We start from the raw sequence: 14,688 nt of genomic DNA, 5'->3' as shown, positions 1-14,688 counted from the left end.
ATCAGCTCCTGATCAGGGATGTGCCAGGGAAGCCACCGAACGGCAACTCGTTCCCCTCGCCATGCCTCAACTTGCACGCAGTGAGCGTACCGGGACATTCATCGAGTGACGGATCGTTAACCGGGTTGTTGTGCTTGTCGAAATAACGCGTTCCGGCATAGTCACATCCATCACCTGAGCGATATTTGTTACGGATACACCAGGTACAAAGCGAATGTAGCTGGCGCGTCGGGATCATCAACCCCTGCAGGTCCATTGGACTGGACAACGTAAACGCCACCACCTCGTTGGTTTCAGTGCTCTTGGCGTCAATGTAAAACACCTTCAGCTTTTCCTGCTGCGGATCCGCTGACGGGTTGCCCTCCGGATAGTTTTTCGCATCCAGATACTGCGCCAGCGTGTCATGAATCGTGACCTTTGCCTGCAGCAGGTCATCATAAGCAAGACACAGCGCCGTAATGGAACTGTCCAGGTTAGCGACCGACAGCGTCGGCTGCGCGCTGGTCCCGTCGGTCGCCGTCTCAATACCCTCGATCTGGCAGGGCCAGGCTTTATATTCCTGCCCCTGCCACCAGATCGATTTCGCCGGTAGCTTATTTTCATCTCCACCAGCAGCGGCAATTTCATCGGGAGTGTGGGCAATATTGTGGGCGTGGAAGCGGAGAACGTCGGAAACACCAAATGCGGTGCCATCGACATCAAAAAGCCGGACAACATTGCCCGGCTCAAGTTTCTGATAATCACTGTTTAAGCTCATGGTGCAAACGCCTGTTCAAAGGTGGCTGATACGGTTTCCACCGTTTTACTTTTGGTGACGCGCTGCAGGCTGTCTGCCTCAACGCGCCACAGCGCCAGATCACCGCCTGGTGGGGTAAACGAAAATGATTTCGTCTTATGGCGCCGCAGAAAAGCATAGATATCCTTGACGGTTCCCGGTTCGCCGGTAAATGAAAACTCATAGCTGAGCGTTTCATCATTCATCCCGGCCCCTGATACTTGCTTATAGCCATCACCAAACTGTGCCGTGCGGACGGTATCCTTACTTTTCAAGGTCGGCTGGCTGGATGCTTTAATCCGCCACGCAAAATGCTCGATCGCCATTGCTTACCTCTGTTTTGTTGCATTCCAGATAATGCCGCCGGGCCGGACCTCTCTGGTGATACCTTCCCTGATGGAACTATTGATCACCTGCTGATAGGCTTTCCCCAGCGCATCGCCGCTTCCTTTCTGCTGACCGGAATCCCCCTGGCCTGTTGTAACCGAAACCGGCGCATACACGCTGACACCAAAAGGAGAAGCAACGCCACCGCCACTCCCCCCAACCAGACCACCAGTCGCATAGCCGCGCATCATGCGATAAAGGTTGCCGACACCGATTCGGTTGGTGGCTTCCTGAGTAAAGACAAACTCTCCACGGTGCACCACACCTGCAGGCTCATACTTGCCGCCGGACCCGGTATAACCACCACCAGCAAAACCCAGCGCTGACGTGGCAGAACTGACCAGGCCGGCCATGGCCTGCTTCATCAGGATCTGCGTCAGCATCGACAACGTGGAACGGGTGAAATCTGCCCAGTTTGCTTTCCCTGTCGTCAGCATATCGGCCATATTCTGGCTGATACCATCGAATGTGGCTGAAGCAGCGGACTTCATCGAGCCATAGGCATCAGCTGCTGAATCGGCATAGTCAGCCCACGCTGATTTCGCCCCGGCCTGCCAGTTGCCGCGGAGCTCGTCCTGTGTGGCATAATATTTCTTCAGTGCATCCAGTTCGTTCTGATAACCCTGATCGGTGTCCGTACCGCCGGCATTCATCCAGCCCTGCCGCAGCTGTGCCTCTTCGTTTTGCCGCTGCGCGCCGCGACTGCTCATGCTGCCCCCGGCCACAAGCGCTCGAGTTTTCTCCCCAATCTGGGTAACGTACTTCTGCGAGCTGTCCTGCAGACGGTTTAACCGTTCCTGAGCAACAATCTGATCGCCCAACCGGGCATTCACTTCGGCCCGCGCCAGTACCTCGTCTTTGTTCGCCAGCACCGATTTTTCATCGGCGGTCAGCGCGCGCTTTTTGGCGGCCTCTTCCAGCACCGAAAAGCGGGATTGTTGTTTCCACAATTCCTGCCGCTGCTGGCTGATGGTATCTGTGATGCTCTTATGCTCCTGCAGAGTGCGTAACTGCGCCTCCAGCTCCAGCGTCTGTGCGCTGGCAGTATCGACACTTTTTACACCTGCGGGTGTTTTTACCGCTGAAGGGGCTTTGGGTTTCTTCAGCGAGTCGTCGTATTCTTTTTTCGCAGCTTCCAGATTGATGTTGTAGTCAGCCTGGAGGATCCGACCGTCTTTCAGCGCTTTGTTCAGTTCATTCTGACGGGCCGTGTACTTCTCCAGCGCAGTCTGCGTCTTTGCATAATTCGACTGCGCCTGCGCGGCATACTTCTGGCGGTCAGATTCAATCACCGCCTCGCGCGCGGCGTTATCCTCAGTTGCCTTTGCCACACTGGCCTGCTGTTGCGCCATTTCCAGTGCAAGGCGGGCAGATTCCCGATCGTTCCAGTAGCTGGCGCGCGCATCATCATTGACATAACCATCACCTTTACGCAGATTCCAGATTTCATCCGCCCGCTTAAAGGCCGCTTCCGCTTTGGCAACCATCTCCTGCGTGGTGTCAGGCCGCCCGATATCGAGCGCCGCATCCCACATCGATTTAAAGGCACGCTTCAGGCTGTCGGCAGCAGACTCAATCGACCCCATATTGTCGCGCAGGCTCTTTGTCTGCTCACGAAAACCGTTCGTCGCCGCATCATTAGCTGCCTGCAGCGCCCCGGCTTCATCCCCGGCGCGTTGCAGTTGCGCCACATAAGCAATCTGTTCCGCGGTAACGTTGTGGAACTGCTGCGCCATGGCAATCAGACCAGAGGTCGGATCGTTCGTCAGTTTGCCGAATGCCGCCGCCACCTTATCGACCGGCACACCCGACGCATCGGTAAATTTCGCTACCGCCTGACTCATCTCATCGAACCGGGCACCGGCGCGCACTCCGGCGTTGACCAGCTCCGTCAGCGCGCTGCTGGTCTGGTTAAACGTGAGTCCCGCCTGCTCGCCGGATTTCGCCAGCACCAGCATGCGGTTTGAGGTCAGCCCGGCAGTATTACCGGACAGAACCAGCGTTTTGTTGAAATCAGACAGCGTGGACGAGCCCTGATACCAGGCGTAAACCACCGCGCCAGTGGCGGCAGCCAGCGCGCCAACACCTACCATCACCGGCGATATGGTGCCCAGCAGCGCCCGAAAGGTCGGAATAATACCACCGAAGGAGTCTTTCACCTGACCGCCCTGCTGCAGCAGGATAAGCCACGGACTCTGCCCACCGGCCAGCTGGGTGGCGATATCCGTAAACTGCGCAGGCAGCATACGCATCGCCGCGTTGTACTGGCCGACTGAAATACCGGCCTTCTTCGCGGCGCTCTCCTGGCGGGTAAATGACTGCTGTACCTTCAGCGCAGAGTCATTCGCTGCGTCACCCGTCTGCTTAAACTGCCTTTTTACGTACTCCATCTGCTCGTTGAACTTTGACGAGTTAACATCAAGATTAACGACCAGGTCACCCACTGCCGTCTGGGCCATAGCGAACACCTCCTGAAATGCCCTCGGCCTTTGCCATCAGCACAGCGTCACCGGGTTCATCGTCGGCAATATCCTCCGCAGAAGGTGAAAGAAGACTGAAGCTGGCAGGGGTTGATGTGGTTTTGGGGTCAAGCGCGGTAATGACGATATGCATCAGCGAGGAAAAATGTGCATCCAGTTGCACATCATTAAAAAAATTGTCCTGGTAGAACGTTCGCCAGTCGGCGTATTCCGTTGACGACATACCAGCAAGCATGGCGCGCCAGTCCGGGCGGCGAAATTCACGCGCCAGTTTCAGGACGAATGTCAGCTCGCTGGCGAGGACTTTTCCAGACTGACCGGCTCAGTCACAGCAACATCCTCCGGATCTTTCGCTTCCTGCAGCGGCACCATGCCGGATAACAGCTTCACGCTGTACTCTGCTGCGGAAACAATCTCCAGCGGCCAGGTCATCAGCACTTCATTCTGGATCTGTTCAACGTCTTCTTTCGGCGTTTTGTGCGCCCCTTTCAGGGGATGTCCATGCCATAAAGACATGGCCACCAGCAGTGCGCCGGATTTAATCGTCATATCCATCGCCGCCTGCATGTCGGCATCGGTGATACTTTCCAGCGTCTTCAGGTGTTCAAGATGCTCAATACGCTGCAGCGCCGACAGTTCGTAGAGCGTGACGGTCTTGCCGTTGCGTTCGAACGGCTCACTTTTTAAAAACATGCATTACTCCAGAAAGCGGGGCCACAGCCCCGGAAGTCAGGAAACGGTGACTTTACAGGTCGCGACAAAAAGCCCGTCGTTGGTCATCACGATAATGTCGGCGGTTCCGGTGGCAATGCCGGTTACCGTAAGAACCGTACCAGCGACAGTCACCGTGGCTTTGCCTGCATCCGTGGTGGTGGCCCGGAAAGATGGATCGCTTGCGCTGGCTGGCGCCACGGTGACATTCAGCGTGGTGGTGGCAGCAACCGCAACAGTGGTGGTCGATTTATCCAGGCTGACGCCGGTTACGGCAATCGCTGCAGCAGCGCTGTCTTCAGCAAGACCTGGTTTGCCGTTGTTGCTGATTTTGACAGAGCGGGTAATGGTGTCTTTTGCCGTCACCGTTTTACCCAGGCTACTTACCCATCCACGGAACACATCGATGGCGCCATTCGGGTATTTGATTTTGTACGCCAGCACGGTACCGTCATCAAACCAGCGAACCAGATCCTGCTGCCCGCTCTCGGCAGGTTTCCAGGCCAGCGTAAAACTGGCCTCCCCCGCCGATTTCTGCCCCTGCGCGGTAGCAGTCCAGTCGGCATCTTCGTCGTCCAGGTAGGTGTCGTCGTTTGATTCGGCAGTCAGTTCACCGGGCTGCAGGTCTTTAATCTTTGCCAGGCGCGTCCAGTCAACATCCGATAATGGGTTAGCGAACGGGTTACCCGATCCGGAATAAATCCAGAGCGTGGTGGTGGCACCCTTTACCGGCGCCAGTGGGTTTGGTGTAGTCATTACGTCCTCACATAATGTAGCTGATGGAATAACTGAGGTCGGCAGATCCCCACGTCATGGCCTCTTCATCGCGCTGATAGTCATACCCCTGAGCCGCCATCAATTCGAGAAGATTTGCCAGTTCGGGAACATCAGCCATTGCCGGATAGATGCGGTCCTCCATCCAGGAATCCAGAGCACTGTCTGTAGCCGTGGCTTTTAGAAACACCTCAACATGCAGCACGGCTGTCCACATATCTTCATCAACACTTTCATCCGAGGCTCGGGCGTCAGAAAGGTAAACCGCAACCGCCGGAAGATCCTGCTCATCCAGAAACCCAGGACGACCATCGAACCATGTCACTGCATCTGAGATATTGCGCTGGAGCGCGGTTAGTACGGCTTTGCGGATATCACTGTTTTTCATCGTTTAAGGATCAGCCTCAGTTGGTTAGACAGGTTTTGTCGCATAATTTGCGGCATACGTTCGTCCATAAGTTTTGGCACTTCAGCCCGGAACGTTTCGGTCAGAGGAACGGAAAGGGGAATACTTACCACTTCAATGGGATACCGACTCTTTGTGGTACGCCGCAAGACATGCCAGCGACCGTTTGCCAGTTGTTGAATAAAGGCCCCGGGAAAACGAAAACGCCCCACACGCAGCTCACTGTTCGTACCTGACTTATCACGTTTACGCCGTGACAGACGCATACTGGATGGTCCCAGTTTGATAGCGGGAAGATTCCCGCGGTTTATGCGAATCAGAGCGCGCGGCTTCTCCACCGTAGCCCGACGTATCCGTGCACGCTGCCTGACCAGTTTTCGGGGAACGCGGGTTGATTTCGCGACAGCGGACACACTGCGATTGACCGCCTGCGTGGCGATACGATTCACCGTCTGGGCGGAAGCGCGCGGTACAGCTCTTTTACTGATGCTGTTCAGATTAGCAATGGCCTGCTCCAGCCCCTTAATCGACATACTCCCTCCTGCTTACTCGATAAAGATGCGCGGTTTGCCGTTAAAGCGTTCGTGACGGGTAAGATGGAATTCCTCCCCTTCAAAAATCACCACGTCATTACGACGCGGCCTGTATCCTGCAGTAAACACCACCAGCGATCGCCCTGTTCCGCTCAAAGGCCCCATTTCTTCCAGAAACTCAGCCGGAATAACAATCATGGGCTCCCCGTTGATGATCGCTGGCTTGCCCATTTTGTTTACCGTGACCGCATCCATGCGGCTGACAAGTCTGTCAAAGGGATTAAGCATTGATTTTCACGGCTACAATTGCGGAACTGGCAGCAGCATCTTCCCAGGCTACCCCGGCCAGATCGGCTCCTGTCGCATCGTTCTGCACTTTGCCATCTTTGATATGAACCTGCTCACCGATGGTGATCGCATCGGTAGTCAGCTTAGGAAGCAGGAAAACCCCTTCGGCAAAACCGTCCCCCGTCTGGCCTGCCGGAATATCAGTAATGGCAATCGCCACGACTTTCCCCACCATCACCGGCGAACCACTCAGGATCGCACCGCTGCCCGTGTTGGCAATCTCAATAGTTTTGCCATGCTGTACAAAATTCTTCGCCATAAATTCAGTCTCCAACCAGCCCCGTACGGGGCCGAATTCAGATACAAAAAAAGCCCTTATGGGCTGTGATGTGCTGCTTGAGTGGAAGGGATTATTTCCCGGTTGATTTCGCCAGGCCGCGATAATCCAGAGGAGATACACCGGCATCGATGCGCACTTTGGTGGCAATACCGTCGGTCGTGAAGCCTTCCTGCTGATCGATATACGGAGTATCAACGCCGTTCAGGTAAGCCACTTCGATGGTGTCCGTGCCCTTAGCGGCGGTCAGATACCAGGCACTGGGGTCTTTGGCATCAAGACGCGGTTCCGCGATAACTTCAGCAAAGTTCTGAATCGGGTTATTAATTCCGGAGTTAATATCCGCACCTTTTACGCTGGCAGACTTGATCGTCTGGTTTGCCAGAGTTTCCAGCGCCACCGGCACCAGCATATATGCCGGACGAATATTCAGAACGCTCTCGCCATCTTTCTGCAGACGCATCATCTTGCGTGCATCATCAAGGCTGGTAACCGAAATGGCACCCGCGGACAGGTTGTTGTGATCTGCATGGAACAACGGCTTACCATCAGATAATTTCGCGTTCTCGGTCAGGACGGCATACACCAGATCGCCAATCGTTCTTTTTGCCGCACGGCCCATCTTCATAGGTACATCGGTTAACTGACTCAAATCGTCGTTGATGATAGCCTGACGGGTAATAGAGAAGATTTCACCGTAGGTGGCCAGCGCGATGCTTTCACCTTTATCTTTGGTGGTCACATACTTATATTCAGCACCTTCGCGTACCTGACGCAGGGATGAGAAGCCGCCCAGACCGACACGATGCGCCGTTTTAAAGTCAGACAACTGGCCTTTCTTGGTCCACTGCTCAAAAGTTTCTGCTGCTTCCTCCCAGCCCTGCAGTAACGCTTTATTAGCAACGTCGAGCAGGATATTACCAAAGTCAGACGTGCTGTGCGTCAGAGCCATGCCGACCATTTGCATCGGGTTATAGCTGGAAACGCCGATGCCGCGTTCGGTCAGTGCCATACGGGCATATTCGCGCAGCGTCATGCCGTTATAGACGTTATCACGTTCCATGTTTTCGAAGCCTGCACGCGCCATCAGCGCCTGGCGGACACCATCACCAACAAAGTTACCGTTCCCGGCGTAAATGTGCGCATCGGTGGTTTTATTCGACGGCGTGGCAGTTTTACCCAGCGCCGCCAGTAAATCATCTTTTGCCTGTGCAACGGTGCATTCCGGATCCGCGATGCATTTATTCTGCAGCTCATGATGCTTGCCGCCGAACATCGCAAAGAGATCGTTAATCGCGTTAACACGGTTCTTTTGCTCGGCAAGCACCTGTGCACGGATAGTGGCCTCATCAGAAGTGGTCGCTGGCGTTGTGGTCGTCGTTGCCACCACCTGTGGTTGCGGTTCGCGCTGGGTTGTATTGCGCGGCGGGGTGATCATGTTACGAATGCTGTTTGGCATCTTTTCAAAGTCCTCGATACGTTTTGATTGAATACAGGCCATCGCCTGCAGAGATGTTGTGACCTGATCAGCAAAGCCATGCGCCAGGCATTCTTTACCATCCATCCAGGTTTCATCGTCCAGCATGGTGGCGATTTCATCGGTCGTTTTTCCTGTTTTCTCCGCGTACGCCGGGATCAGGACAGACTCGACCTTATCCAGCAGATCGGCATAATCCCGCATGTCGTTGGCATCGCCACCTGCGAATCCCCATGGTTTGTGGATCATCATCATCGTGTTTTCCGGCATAATTACCGGGTTGCCAACCATCGCAATCACCGAAGCCATTGAAGCTGCCAGACCATCAATGTGAACGGTGATCGCCGCGCCGTGATGCTTCAGGGCATTAAAAATGGCGATGCCATCAAAGACATCACCACCGGGCGAATTGATGTGAAGGTTGATATGGGTAATGTCGCCCAGCGCCTTAAGGTCATTCACAAATTGGCGCGCCGTCACCCCCCAGTAGCCGATCTCGTCGTAGATATAAATATCCGCTTCGTTGTCGGCGCTGGCCTGCATACGGAACCAGGAATTACTTTTTGCGCTGGCTTTCGGACGGTGGTACGCCCGGTTCTTTGGCTTCGGCACTTGTGCCTCCTTTGTCATTGGCAGGGTCAGTGTCAAACACCAGCCCCATCTCTTTGTTTTCGTCGATCTCTGCCTTCCGGCGCGCCTTCACATCGTTCGGGTTACGTCCGCTGGCGCGGACCCAGTCGGATTCCGTTGCCGCTCCGCCCCGGATCTGTAACTTCCAGGCATTGGCCTCTTTAACCGGATCGATCCACGGCATAACAGGGCCGGAATACACCGCCGAGTACAGCGACTCCATATCCAGACCGCGGGGTAATTTAATCTCGCCAGCAGCCACCGCCATTTTCAGCCAGGCGCGGTACATTGGCCGGGTCACCGCGCCAATAAACCAGTCCTGTAAAATGAGATAGCCATCTGTTGATTCCACCAGTTCCTGCCGCTGCGCGCTGTAGGTGCCGTTGTAGTTTCTGGCTGTGCTTGAAAAGCTGAGTCGGCTGCCTGCTGCGACAGCGCGAAGTTGCCCATTACGGAAGGTTTCAAGGTTAGGATTGGGCCGGTCAGATTTCACCATGCCGATATCTTCACCAGGCTTCAGATCGTCATAAATGATGCCTGGCTGAATCATCACTTCCCGATCATCATCATCGGAAGAACTGTTACTCTCTTCGAAGCTTTGCCCGTCCCCCTTTTTGATGTACATACCCAGCGCAGCAGCAATACGTGCGGCGGTGAGCTCAGCATCTTCATACTCTTTAAGTGCGCTCAGACGCATCAGTACACCGGATAGCATCGATACGCCCCGGGTTTGGTGCAGACGGCGGACAAATTTAAGATGCAGCATGTTTTCCGCATCCACTTCTTTGGTATCAAGCTGACGGCCTGAAATGGGCAGGCTTTTATAAACCTGATATTTCCTTGGTCTGCCCCAGTTGTCGACGAATACCCCCTGATTAAGCTGGCTGGCAGCATCGCTGTTCATGGGAATAAAATCTGGTTCAAGCGCTTCAAGCCAGAAGGGGATACCGGCTGCTGGCGTAAGACCATTCCCGGTTCCACTGACAAGCTGGGCAAACACTTCGCCATCCCGCAGCCAGGTGCGCAACATCAGGCGCTCAAGCATCGGGCGGGTAAACTGGTTCGTGACATCAGGCCTGACAGACCATTCTGCCCATTTATTACGGATCTGATCTGCCAGCTTTTTGGCGATTTTACCGTTCATCAGTTTGGGATGGGGTTCAACAATAATTCCGGCTTTCCCCACCACCCTCTCTTCCAGCTTATCGAACACCCCAATCACCAGATCGTGATTGTTATCGAGCCACCGGGCCTGCTCCCGCAGTGATACCGCCCCCATTTTGCTGAGCTGATCAGCTGAACGATTTTCACGGCGCCCTTTGTGCGTTCTGGTCGGGGTAACGGCTTCATATGCCCTGATTTTCGCGCGCGCCTGCAGACGGGCTGCTTTCCAGCCAGGCGAAAAGACCCCAATCGCATCATCTAAAAGGCTCATTCAAACCTCGCCAGTCGGTAACCGGGTCGCCCGCGGCGATGAGAAATAAGAGAAGAGAGCCGACGCTCCCACTCCTGACGCCCTTTTCGGATTTCCGACAGGTTCTCCATCGTCATTTCCTGCCCATTGAAACGAATAGTTTTGCCATCCAGTACCGCCATTTCTGCTTCGGTATATCGCTGGATCATGGCTTCAATATCAACACGGTTCACAACCATCCTCCTGATGTACTCCAGGGGTTAGCATCATCGGTTACGGGCTTTTTCCGCTTCCGTTTTTTGGTGGGTACTGGTTCTGGTGTCTGGGATGACGCTTCGCCAGCTTCCGGCGGCGCGTTCTCCAGCCAGGTTTCCCGCCTCGCCCACTCAGGAGCAGCGGGCCATTTGATTTTCTCGTAGCCGTGGAGAATGGCGAGCGCATCTGCGTAGACCAGCAGGTCAAATGCTTCGTTTGCACCACGTCCAGGCTTACTCCATTTGCCATCGGTCGATCGCTCCTCATAGGTCAGTTCATCGTAAAACCAACTGCCGAGCCAGTCAGGGAAATGCACATAGCCAGGGCCTGGTGAATCACGCCACAAAGCGTTGTTCACCCGGTCTTTCAGAGCATCGGTCTGGATCAGATAAAGCGGGACGTCACCAGAAGCCTGTGCCCGCCGGCTTGAACGTCCGGTATTATCAGGAAAGGTTCGGGAGATGAGTTTTGAACGGCGGACACTGTCGCCTTTGAACAGATAGATCTGTTTTCCGAGTCCTTCACGACGACACTTACGCCAGAATTTATAAGCGTTGTCGGTCACACCATCCTCACCGCCGGAGTCAACGGCCATCGCCATCAGTCGCATACACCGGATAGGATCCGATGCCAATGGCCAGGCTTTGTTAAACACATCGGTCAGCAATAAATCCCAGTCTTCCGGATAGCTTGCCGGGTCAATCTGCTGGCTCTCCCCATTGGCGTCATAGCGCATCGACTGCCGGATATTGTAGCGGTCCACCAGCCAGCGCTCTCCCATGCTGCCGTAGCCAGTAACCTGAACAACAAAACGCCGGTTGCGGCCCGCCTGAACATCGACGGTCGCCATTAGGAAACAAACCCCGTCCGGAACAGCGCGCTTTGGTACAACCTCCGCACGCTGCTCAAGAAGTTCACTCTTGCGCTGTTCCATGCTGGAGCGGGGAAGATACGGACGCCCAAAATCGGTGTTGATTACCGTCTTCAGTGCTTCCTCGCTGCCAGTAGCCTGATAGTCCTGCTCAGCGGTAAGAAATTTATAGATGAGCTGCGCCCATGTCTGGTACGCGGCGGCAGGGCCTTCCATCCAGAAGGAGGCAATGCGCGAGCGTCTCCCTTCCCCAGTGATAACACCATCGTTGTCGATGGTTTGCCCATCCCGCAGCCACTTCCCTTTCATATTCAGCGAACGCTTCATATCCGGAGTGATATGCTCTTTACAGGCAGGGCATTGAAGACAGGCTTTCTCGCTGGCCTGAACAGGGTCCGCGATATCGCGGTAACCTGTCATATTGTCCATTTCAGGCTGGAAATATTCACCGCAATGTGGGCACGGCCAGTAAAGGCGACGGCGATCACCGCGGTTGTACAGCGCCAGAATCCCCGTTGAGGGAGGTGCTTCATGCGGTGAGCTACGGCGCCATTTTGTGTCACGTATATCGCGGCCCGGCGAACTCTCAACCAGTGTCATACCTGACGACATGAACGTTGTTGTTCGCTTTGATGCCAGGGAAAATGCGTCACCTTCCCCATCAATATCTTCCGGGAAACGGTCATAGTCGGTCAGTGCGACGCACTTATAGTCCGATGAGGACATGATATTGACCGATGGCCAGCCTATTTTCAGATAGTTACCGGCACGAAACGTGCGGTCATATACGTTGTTATCATTACGTCGCGGACTCAGTCGGGATTTCACTTCAGGGCTGCAACGGAATGTACGATCAAGACGCTTTTTGGAATGCTCGCGCGCCTTTTCCTCAGTCATCTGAATCAGGAGCATATCAGCCGGATCACAGACAACGTTGTAAACAATCCAGCCGTCAATCAGACCAATGGTTTTACCCGTTCGCGCCGGACCAACAAACACTACCGCGTCATATTCACGCGATGCCAGGCAGTTCATCGGTTCAATCACGTAAGGTGCCAGATCCGGATCCCATGGAACAGAGTTACCAGCCCCCATTGGCACGCGCATATAAGTACTGACCGCATCGGCCACCTGCATTCGACGCGGGGCACGTAAGATACCGGAAACATCGCGGCGGATGCCTCTGGCGGATGCCCGCTTTGCCATCAGTCCTCCTCTGGCTCTTCCTCCTCTGCTTCAGCGTCCTGCACCCTCTCCGCCATCTGATCGCGTAGGTCATCAATAACGCTCTGCACGCGAGAAACCGCAACAGGCGTTAATGCACAGTCACGCTCAAGTACATCAGGGAGGGTTTCAAGTACCATGACGACGGCTTTCGCCATCAATGAGAATTCACGCGCAACTTCATCGGCGGGAATGAGCTGCCCCGTATCCTGCTCGAACTTGAGTCTCTCATTCTCTGCTTTCCAGTGGGAAAGCCTGTCCGATGGCGGCATATCATCGATATTGGCTGACACAGTGGGGATCATCAGTTCGGTCAGAATATCGGTTATCAGGTAAAGCTTTAATTTGCTGTTGCTACCTGGGGCCGGTTCAATATTTTTCAGCCTGGCGGCGACCGTCTGACGGTGTACGCCAGTAATCCCTGCCAGTTGGTTGATGTTCAGTTTTAAAGCGGCAATTTCCTGGTCCATGATGGTGAACACTTTTTAAACGATTCGACATCTGCGCGAAATAGCCTCTAATTAGATCAATAACCTGCGCAAATGATGATGATGACCTTAGATCCGAAAAACTAGCCGTTTTCCGCGCCGCTCCCGCCCCGTGGCAGGCCGCACCGCCGGGAGGACCCGTTAAATAATAATGATTTTCACTTGCAATAGTGAATGGCGAGCAACAAAAAACCGCCCGAAGGCGGCTCTCAAATATTCCCATGCAATCCATTTTTATTTGAAAACGAATTGTTGAGAAAGGATAAGGTGACAGCAATATTTCACGTGGATATTGTTATCCAGCCCCCTAACATAGTCTTTATGAGCCTCTGGTAAAGAACGGCAGCAACTGACTACCCGAGGATATTCTTCCAGCATTTGCTCGCAAATTAGAACAGCATTTAAAATGGCATTTAGTTTATGCCTTAATTCTCTTAACTCTGCCCTTTTTTCAATGCGTATTGCAGCTGAGCCAAAGTTTACAGGTAGCTGGGAAAGTGAATTTGAATATTCAGCCACAGCCATTTTTAAAGCCATTTTAGCCTTCAGAGCCTCTTGCTGACGCCATACCCTCATTGCCCAAAAAGCAATAAAGGCAGTTGTAGCAGTAAATAATGCGGATGCCGCCGCCCATATAGTTGCCCAGGGCCAGTTATAGACGACTTGCAACATGAAAACCTCCTTGGAATGAGGAGCTATTTTATCGTAAGTAAATATCGCGCGCACTCAGTGAATGCCTGCTGTAATGCCAATCCAGTCGGGCTTAAGTGTTTAGTTGATTCAGAGTATTCAAGCAGTCTAGTACACTAGACTGCTGCTTCTACCTGCTGTGCGAGCTTTAGACGCTACAATGGGAGATGGCGACCCGTGACTATCTCCTCATATATAGCCAAGGAGATAAAATGAATCACCAAATCGCGCTCGAACTCGCACTTGCATACGCTCCACACATTGAGAAAATCATTGATGTAATATGCTTTTGGATAACCCTTGAACTCACTAAACGCTACAGCAACAAAACCTTTAAGTGAATGTCACCCCGAGTATCGCAAGCGCTTCTATCTTTTGCTGAATGCGTCTATCCAGTTCGGTCACTGCATGCGGTCGTATGGCATCAAGAAAGGCGTTATCCTGATAGGTAGACTGGATTGTCACACCAAGTCCGGCACCACTTTCCAGTATGCTTTTCTGACGCTGTAGTTCTTTTATATCGTTATTGAGGTAATACGCTTCACTTAGGTTTTCTGCGTTCATCGTCTAACCCTGTTGTTGTTTGACTGCCTCACTGAGTCGTAAATGCGCTCACACGTCATTCCTGCCCGGTAGCGTTCGTCAGATCGTTCAGCATAATATCGAGCTTCTTCTGCAAGGCGTCCAAGCATGTCGGCGAGCACTGCGGCGTCGGCTCCGGCTGTTTTGCTTCTGACGGCAGTGGCAAGATTTGCGGTATGCTTTGCGGCGTCCAGGAGGGTGGCAAGCTTTGTTGCTTCGGTACGCAGCTGGTTAACAGTGGCAGACAGGCCAGCAGCAGTGGCAGCAGATTTAGCGGCTTGCGCTTGTGCATCTTTTACAGCCTCATCACGGGCAATTATGCGCCCTTGCTCAATCATGCGGGCGGCGGTCTGCGCGTTCGCTGTT

18 protein-coding genes are annotated in these 14,688 nt (G+C 53.8%); all 18 read right to left on the bottom strand.

The genetic code is table 11. The features are described from left to right. Position 1: 1 nt before the first annotated feature. Entirely contained in the window at positions 2-757 is a 756-nt protein-coding gene (locus tag OGY67_RS14685; protein ID WP_048216156.1) for a phage minor tail protein L, read from the bottom strand. Continuing rightward, positions 754-1,101, bottom strand: a complete 348-nt coding sequence (locus OGY67_RS14680) for a phage tail protein (protein WP_048216155.1) — start codon at positions 1,099-1,101, stop codon at positions 754-756. The genes OGY67_RS14685 and OGY67_RS14680 overlap by 4 nt, the downstream gene beginning before the upstream one ends. A gap of 3 nt (positions 1,102-1,104) precedes the next feature. Then, the gene (locus OGY67_RS14675) at positions 1,105-3,621 is read right to left on the bottom strand and encodes a phage tail tape measure protein (protein ID WP_286574086.1); all 2,517 of its coding nucleotides are present in this window, start codon (positions 3,619-3,621) and stop codon (positions 1,105-1,107) included. After that, the gene (locus tag OGY67_RS14670; RefSeq protein WP_008322441.1) at positions 3,599-3,877 is read right to left on the bottom strand and encodes a phage tail assembly protein T; all 279 of its coding nucleotides are present in this window, start codon (positions 3,875-3,877) and stop codon (positions 3,599-3,601) included. The genes OGY67_RS14675 and OGY67_RS14670 overlap by 23 nt, the downstream gene beginning before the upstream one ends. 50 nt (positions 3,878-3,927) lie before the next feature. After that, positions 3,928-4,335 carry a phage tail assembly chaperone G gene (gene gpG / locus OGY67_RS14665; protein ID WP_286574085.1) on the bottom strand — a complete coding sequence of 136 codons (408 nt, stop codon included), beginning with the start codon at positions 4,333-4,335 and terminating at the stop codon, positions 3,928-3,930. 36 nt (positions 4,336-4,371) lie between these two features. Next, a complete protein-coding gene (locus OGY67_RS14660) occupies positions 4,372-5,109 on the bottom strand; it encodes a phage tail tube protein (RefSeq protein WP_048240898.1) in 738 nt (245 codons plus the stop codon). A 7-nt stretch (positions 5,110-5,116) separates the two neighbouring features. Continuing rightward, complete coding sequence (gpU, locus tag OGY67_RS14655) at positions 5,117-5,515, bottom strand: phage tail terminator protein (protein ID WP_008784478.1); 399 nt, start codon at positions 5,513-5,515, stop codon at positions 5,117-5,119. Further along, on the bottom strand, positions 5,512-6,066 hold the full coding sequence (locus OGY67_RS14650; protein WP_103849301.1) for a phage tail protein: 555 nt from the start codon (positions 6,064-6,066) through the stop codon (positions 5,512-5,514). Before OGY67_RS14650 ends, gpU begins: the two co-directional genes overlap by 4 nt. A gap of 12 nt (positions 6,067-6,078) precedes the next feature. After that, on the bottom strand, positions 6,079-6,354 hold the full coding sequence (locus tag OGY67_RS14645; RefSeq protein WP_286574084.1) for an ATP-binding protein: 276 nt from the start codon (positions 6,352-6,354) through the stop codon (positions 6,079-6,081). Next, positions 6,347-6,673: a DUF2190 family protein gene (locus OGY67_RS14640; RefSeq protein WP_048217461.1), complete on the bottom strand. Its 327-nt coding sequence runs from the start codon at positions 6,671-6,673 to the stop codon at positions 6,347-6,349. The genes OGY67_RS14645 and OGY67_RS14640 overlap by 8 nt, the downstream gene beginning before the upstream one ends. A gap of 91 nt (positions 6,674-6,764) precedes the next feature. Next, positions 6,765-8,798, bottom strand: coding sequence for a ClpP-like prohead protease/major capsid protein fusion protein (locus OGY67_RS14635; protein WP_353622379.1), 2,034 nt, complete (start codon positions 8,796-8,798; stop codon positions 6,765-6,767). After that, on the bottom strand, positions 8,725-10,233 hold the full coding sequence (locus tag OGY67_RS14630; RefSeq protein ID WP_286574083.1) for a phage portal protein: 1,509 nt from the start codon (positions 10,231-10,233) through the stop codon (positions 8,725-8,727). The genes OGY67_RS14635 and OGY67_RS14630 overlap by 74 nt, the downstream gene beginning before the upstream one ends. Then, the gene (locus OGY67_RS14625; protein ID WP_001082414.1) at positions 10,230-10,445 is read right to left on the bottom strand and encodes a DUF6148 family protein; all 216 of its coding nucleotides are present in this window, start codon (positions 10,443-10,445) and stop codon (positions 10,230-10,232) included. Before OGY67_RS14625 ends, OGY67_RS14630 begins: the two co-directional genes overlap by 4 nt. Continuing rightward, a complete protein-coding gene (locus OGY67_RS14620; RefSeq protein WP_286574082.1) occupies positions 10,442-12,544 on the bottom strand; it encodes a phage terminase large subunit family protein in 2,103 nt (700 codons plus the stop codon). The genes OGY67_RS14625 and OGY67_RS14620 overlap by 4 nt, the downstream gene beginning before the upstream one ends. Further along, entirely contained in the window at positions 12,544-13,032 is a 489-nt protein-coding gene (locus OGY67_RS14615; protein WP_137348429.1) for a DUF1441 family protein, read from the bottom strand. The genes OGY67_RS14620 and OGY67_RS14615 overlap by 1 nt, the downstream gene beginning before the upstream one ends. Before the next feature lie 252 nt (positions 13,033-13,284). Continuing rightward, a complete protein-coding gene (locus tag OGY67_RS14610; RefSeq protein ID WP_071667536.1) occupies positions 13,285-13,722 on the bottom strand; it encodes a hypothetical protein in 438 nt (145 codons plus the stop codon). Positions 13,723-14,073: 351 nt separating this feature from the next. After that, entirely contained in the window at positions 14,074-14,304 is a 231-nt protein-coding gene (locus OGY67_RS14605; RefSeq protein ID WP_088903340.1) for a hypothetical protein, read from the bottom strand. Further along, on the bottom strand, positions 14,301-14,688 hold a 388-nt coding region (locus OGY67_RS14600; protein ID WP_286497469.1), incomplete at its 5' end, for a DUF2514 domain-containing protein. The genes OGY67_RS14600 and OGY67_RS14605, both read right to left, overlap by 4 nt.

Source organism: Citrobacter sp. Cpo015 (genome assembly GCF_030333035.1).
GTDB classification, from domain to species: domain Bacteria; phylum Pseudomonadota; class Gammaproteobacteria; order Enterobacterales; family Enterobacteriaceae; genus Citrobacter; species Citrobacter portucalensis.
The sequence above is the reverse complement of the archived record's forward strand: the minus strand, read 5'-3'. Positions and strand labels throughout refer to the sequence as shown.

Bases quoted from the DNA above. Each gene is read 5' to 3' on its own strand.
- OGY67_RS14685 (WP_048216156.1), bottom strand. From the start codon at position 757: ATGAGCTTAAACAGTGATTATCAGAAACTTGAGCCGGGCAATGTTGTC.
- OGY67_RS14680 (WP_048216155.1), bottom strand. From the start codon at position 1,101: ATGGCGATCGAGCATTTTGCGTGGCGGATTAAAGCATCCAGCCAGCCG.
- OGY67_RS14675 (WP_286574086.1), bottom strand. From the start codon at position 3,621: ATGGCCCAGACGGCAGTGGGTGACCTGGTCGTTAATCTTGATGTTAAC.
- OGY67_RS14670 (WP_008322441.1), bottom strand. From the start codon at position 3,877: ATGCTTGCTGGTATGTCGTCAACGGAATACGCCGACTGGCGAACGTTC.
- gpG (WP_286574085.1), bottom strand. From the start codon at position 4,335: ATGTTTTTAAAAAGTGAGCCGTTCGAACGCAACGGCAAGACCGTCACG.
- OGY67_RS14660 (WP_048240898.1), bottom strand. From the start codon at position 5,109: ATGACTACACCAAACCCACTGGCGCCGGTAAAGGGTGCCACCACCACG.
- gpU (WP_008784478.1), bottom strand. From the start codon at position 5,515: ATGAAAAACAGTGATATCCGCAAAGCCGTACTAACCGCGCTCCAGCGC.
- OGY67_RS14650 (WP_103849301.1), bottom strand. From the start codon at position 6,066: ATGTCGATTAAGGGGCTGGAGCAGGCCATTGCTAATCTGAACAGCATC.
- OGY67_RS14645 (WP_286574084.1), bottom strand. From the start codon at position 6,354: ATGCTTAATCCCTTTGACAGACTTGTCAGCCGCATGGATGCGGTCACG.
- OGY67_RS14640 (WP_048217461.1), bottom strand. From the start codon at position 6,673: ATGGCGAAGAATTTTGTACAGCATGGCAAAACTATTGAGATTGCCAAC.
- OGY67_RS14635 (WP_353622379.1), bottom strand. From the start codon at position 8,798: ATGACAAAGGAGGCACAAGTGCCGAAGCCAAAGAACCGGGCGTACCAC.
- OGY67_RS14630 (WP_286574083.1), bottom strand. From the start codon at position 10,233: ATGAGCCTTTTAGATGATGCGATTGGGGTCTTTTCGCCTGGCTGGAAA.
- OGY67_RS14620 (WP_286574082.1), bottom strand. From the start codon at position 12,544: ATGGCAAAGCGGGCATCCGCCAGAGGCATCCGCCGCGATGTTTCCGGT.
- OGY67_RS14615 (WP_137348429.1), bottom strand. From the start codon at position 13,032: ATGGACCAGGAAATTGCCGCTTTAAAACTGAACATCAACCAACTGGCA.
- OGY67_RS14610 (WP_071667536.1), bottom strand. From the start codon at position 13,722: ATGTTGCAAGTCGTCTATAACTGGCCCTGGGCAACTATATGGGCGGCG.
- OGY67_RS14605 (WP_088903340.1), bottom strand. From the start codon at position 14,304: ATGAACGCAGAAAACCTAAGTGAAGCGTATTACCTCAATAACGATATA.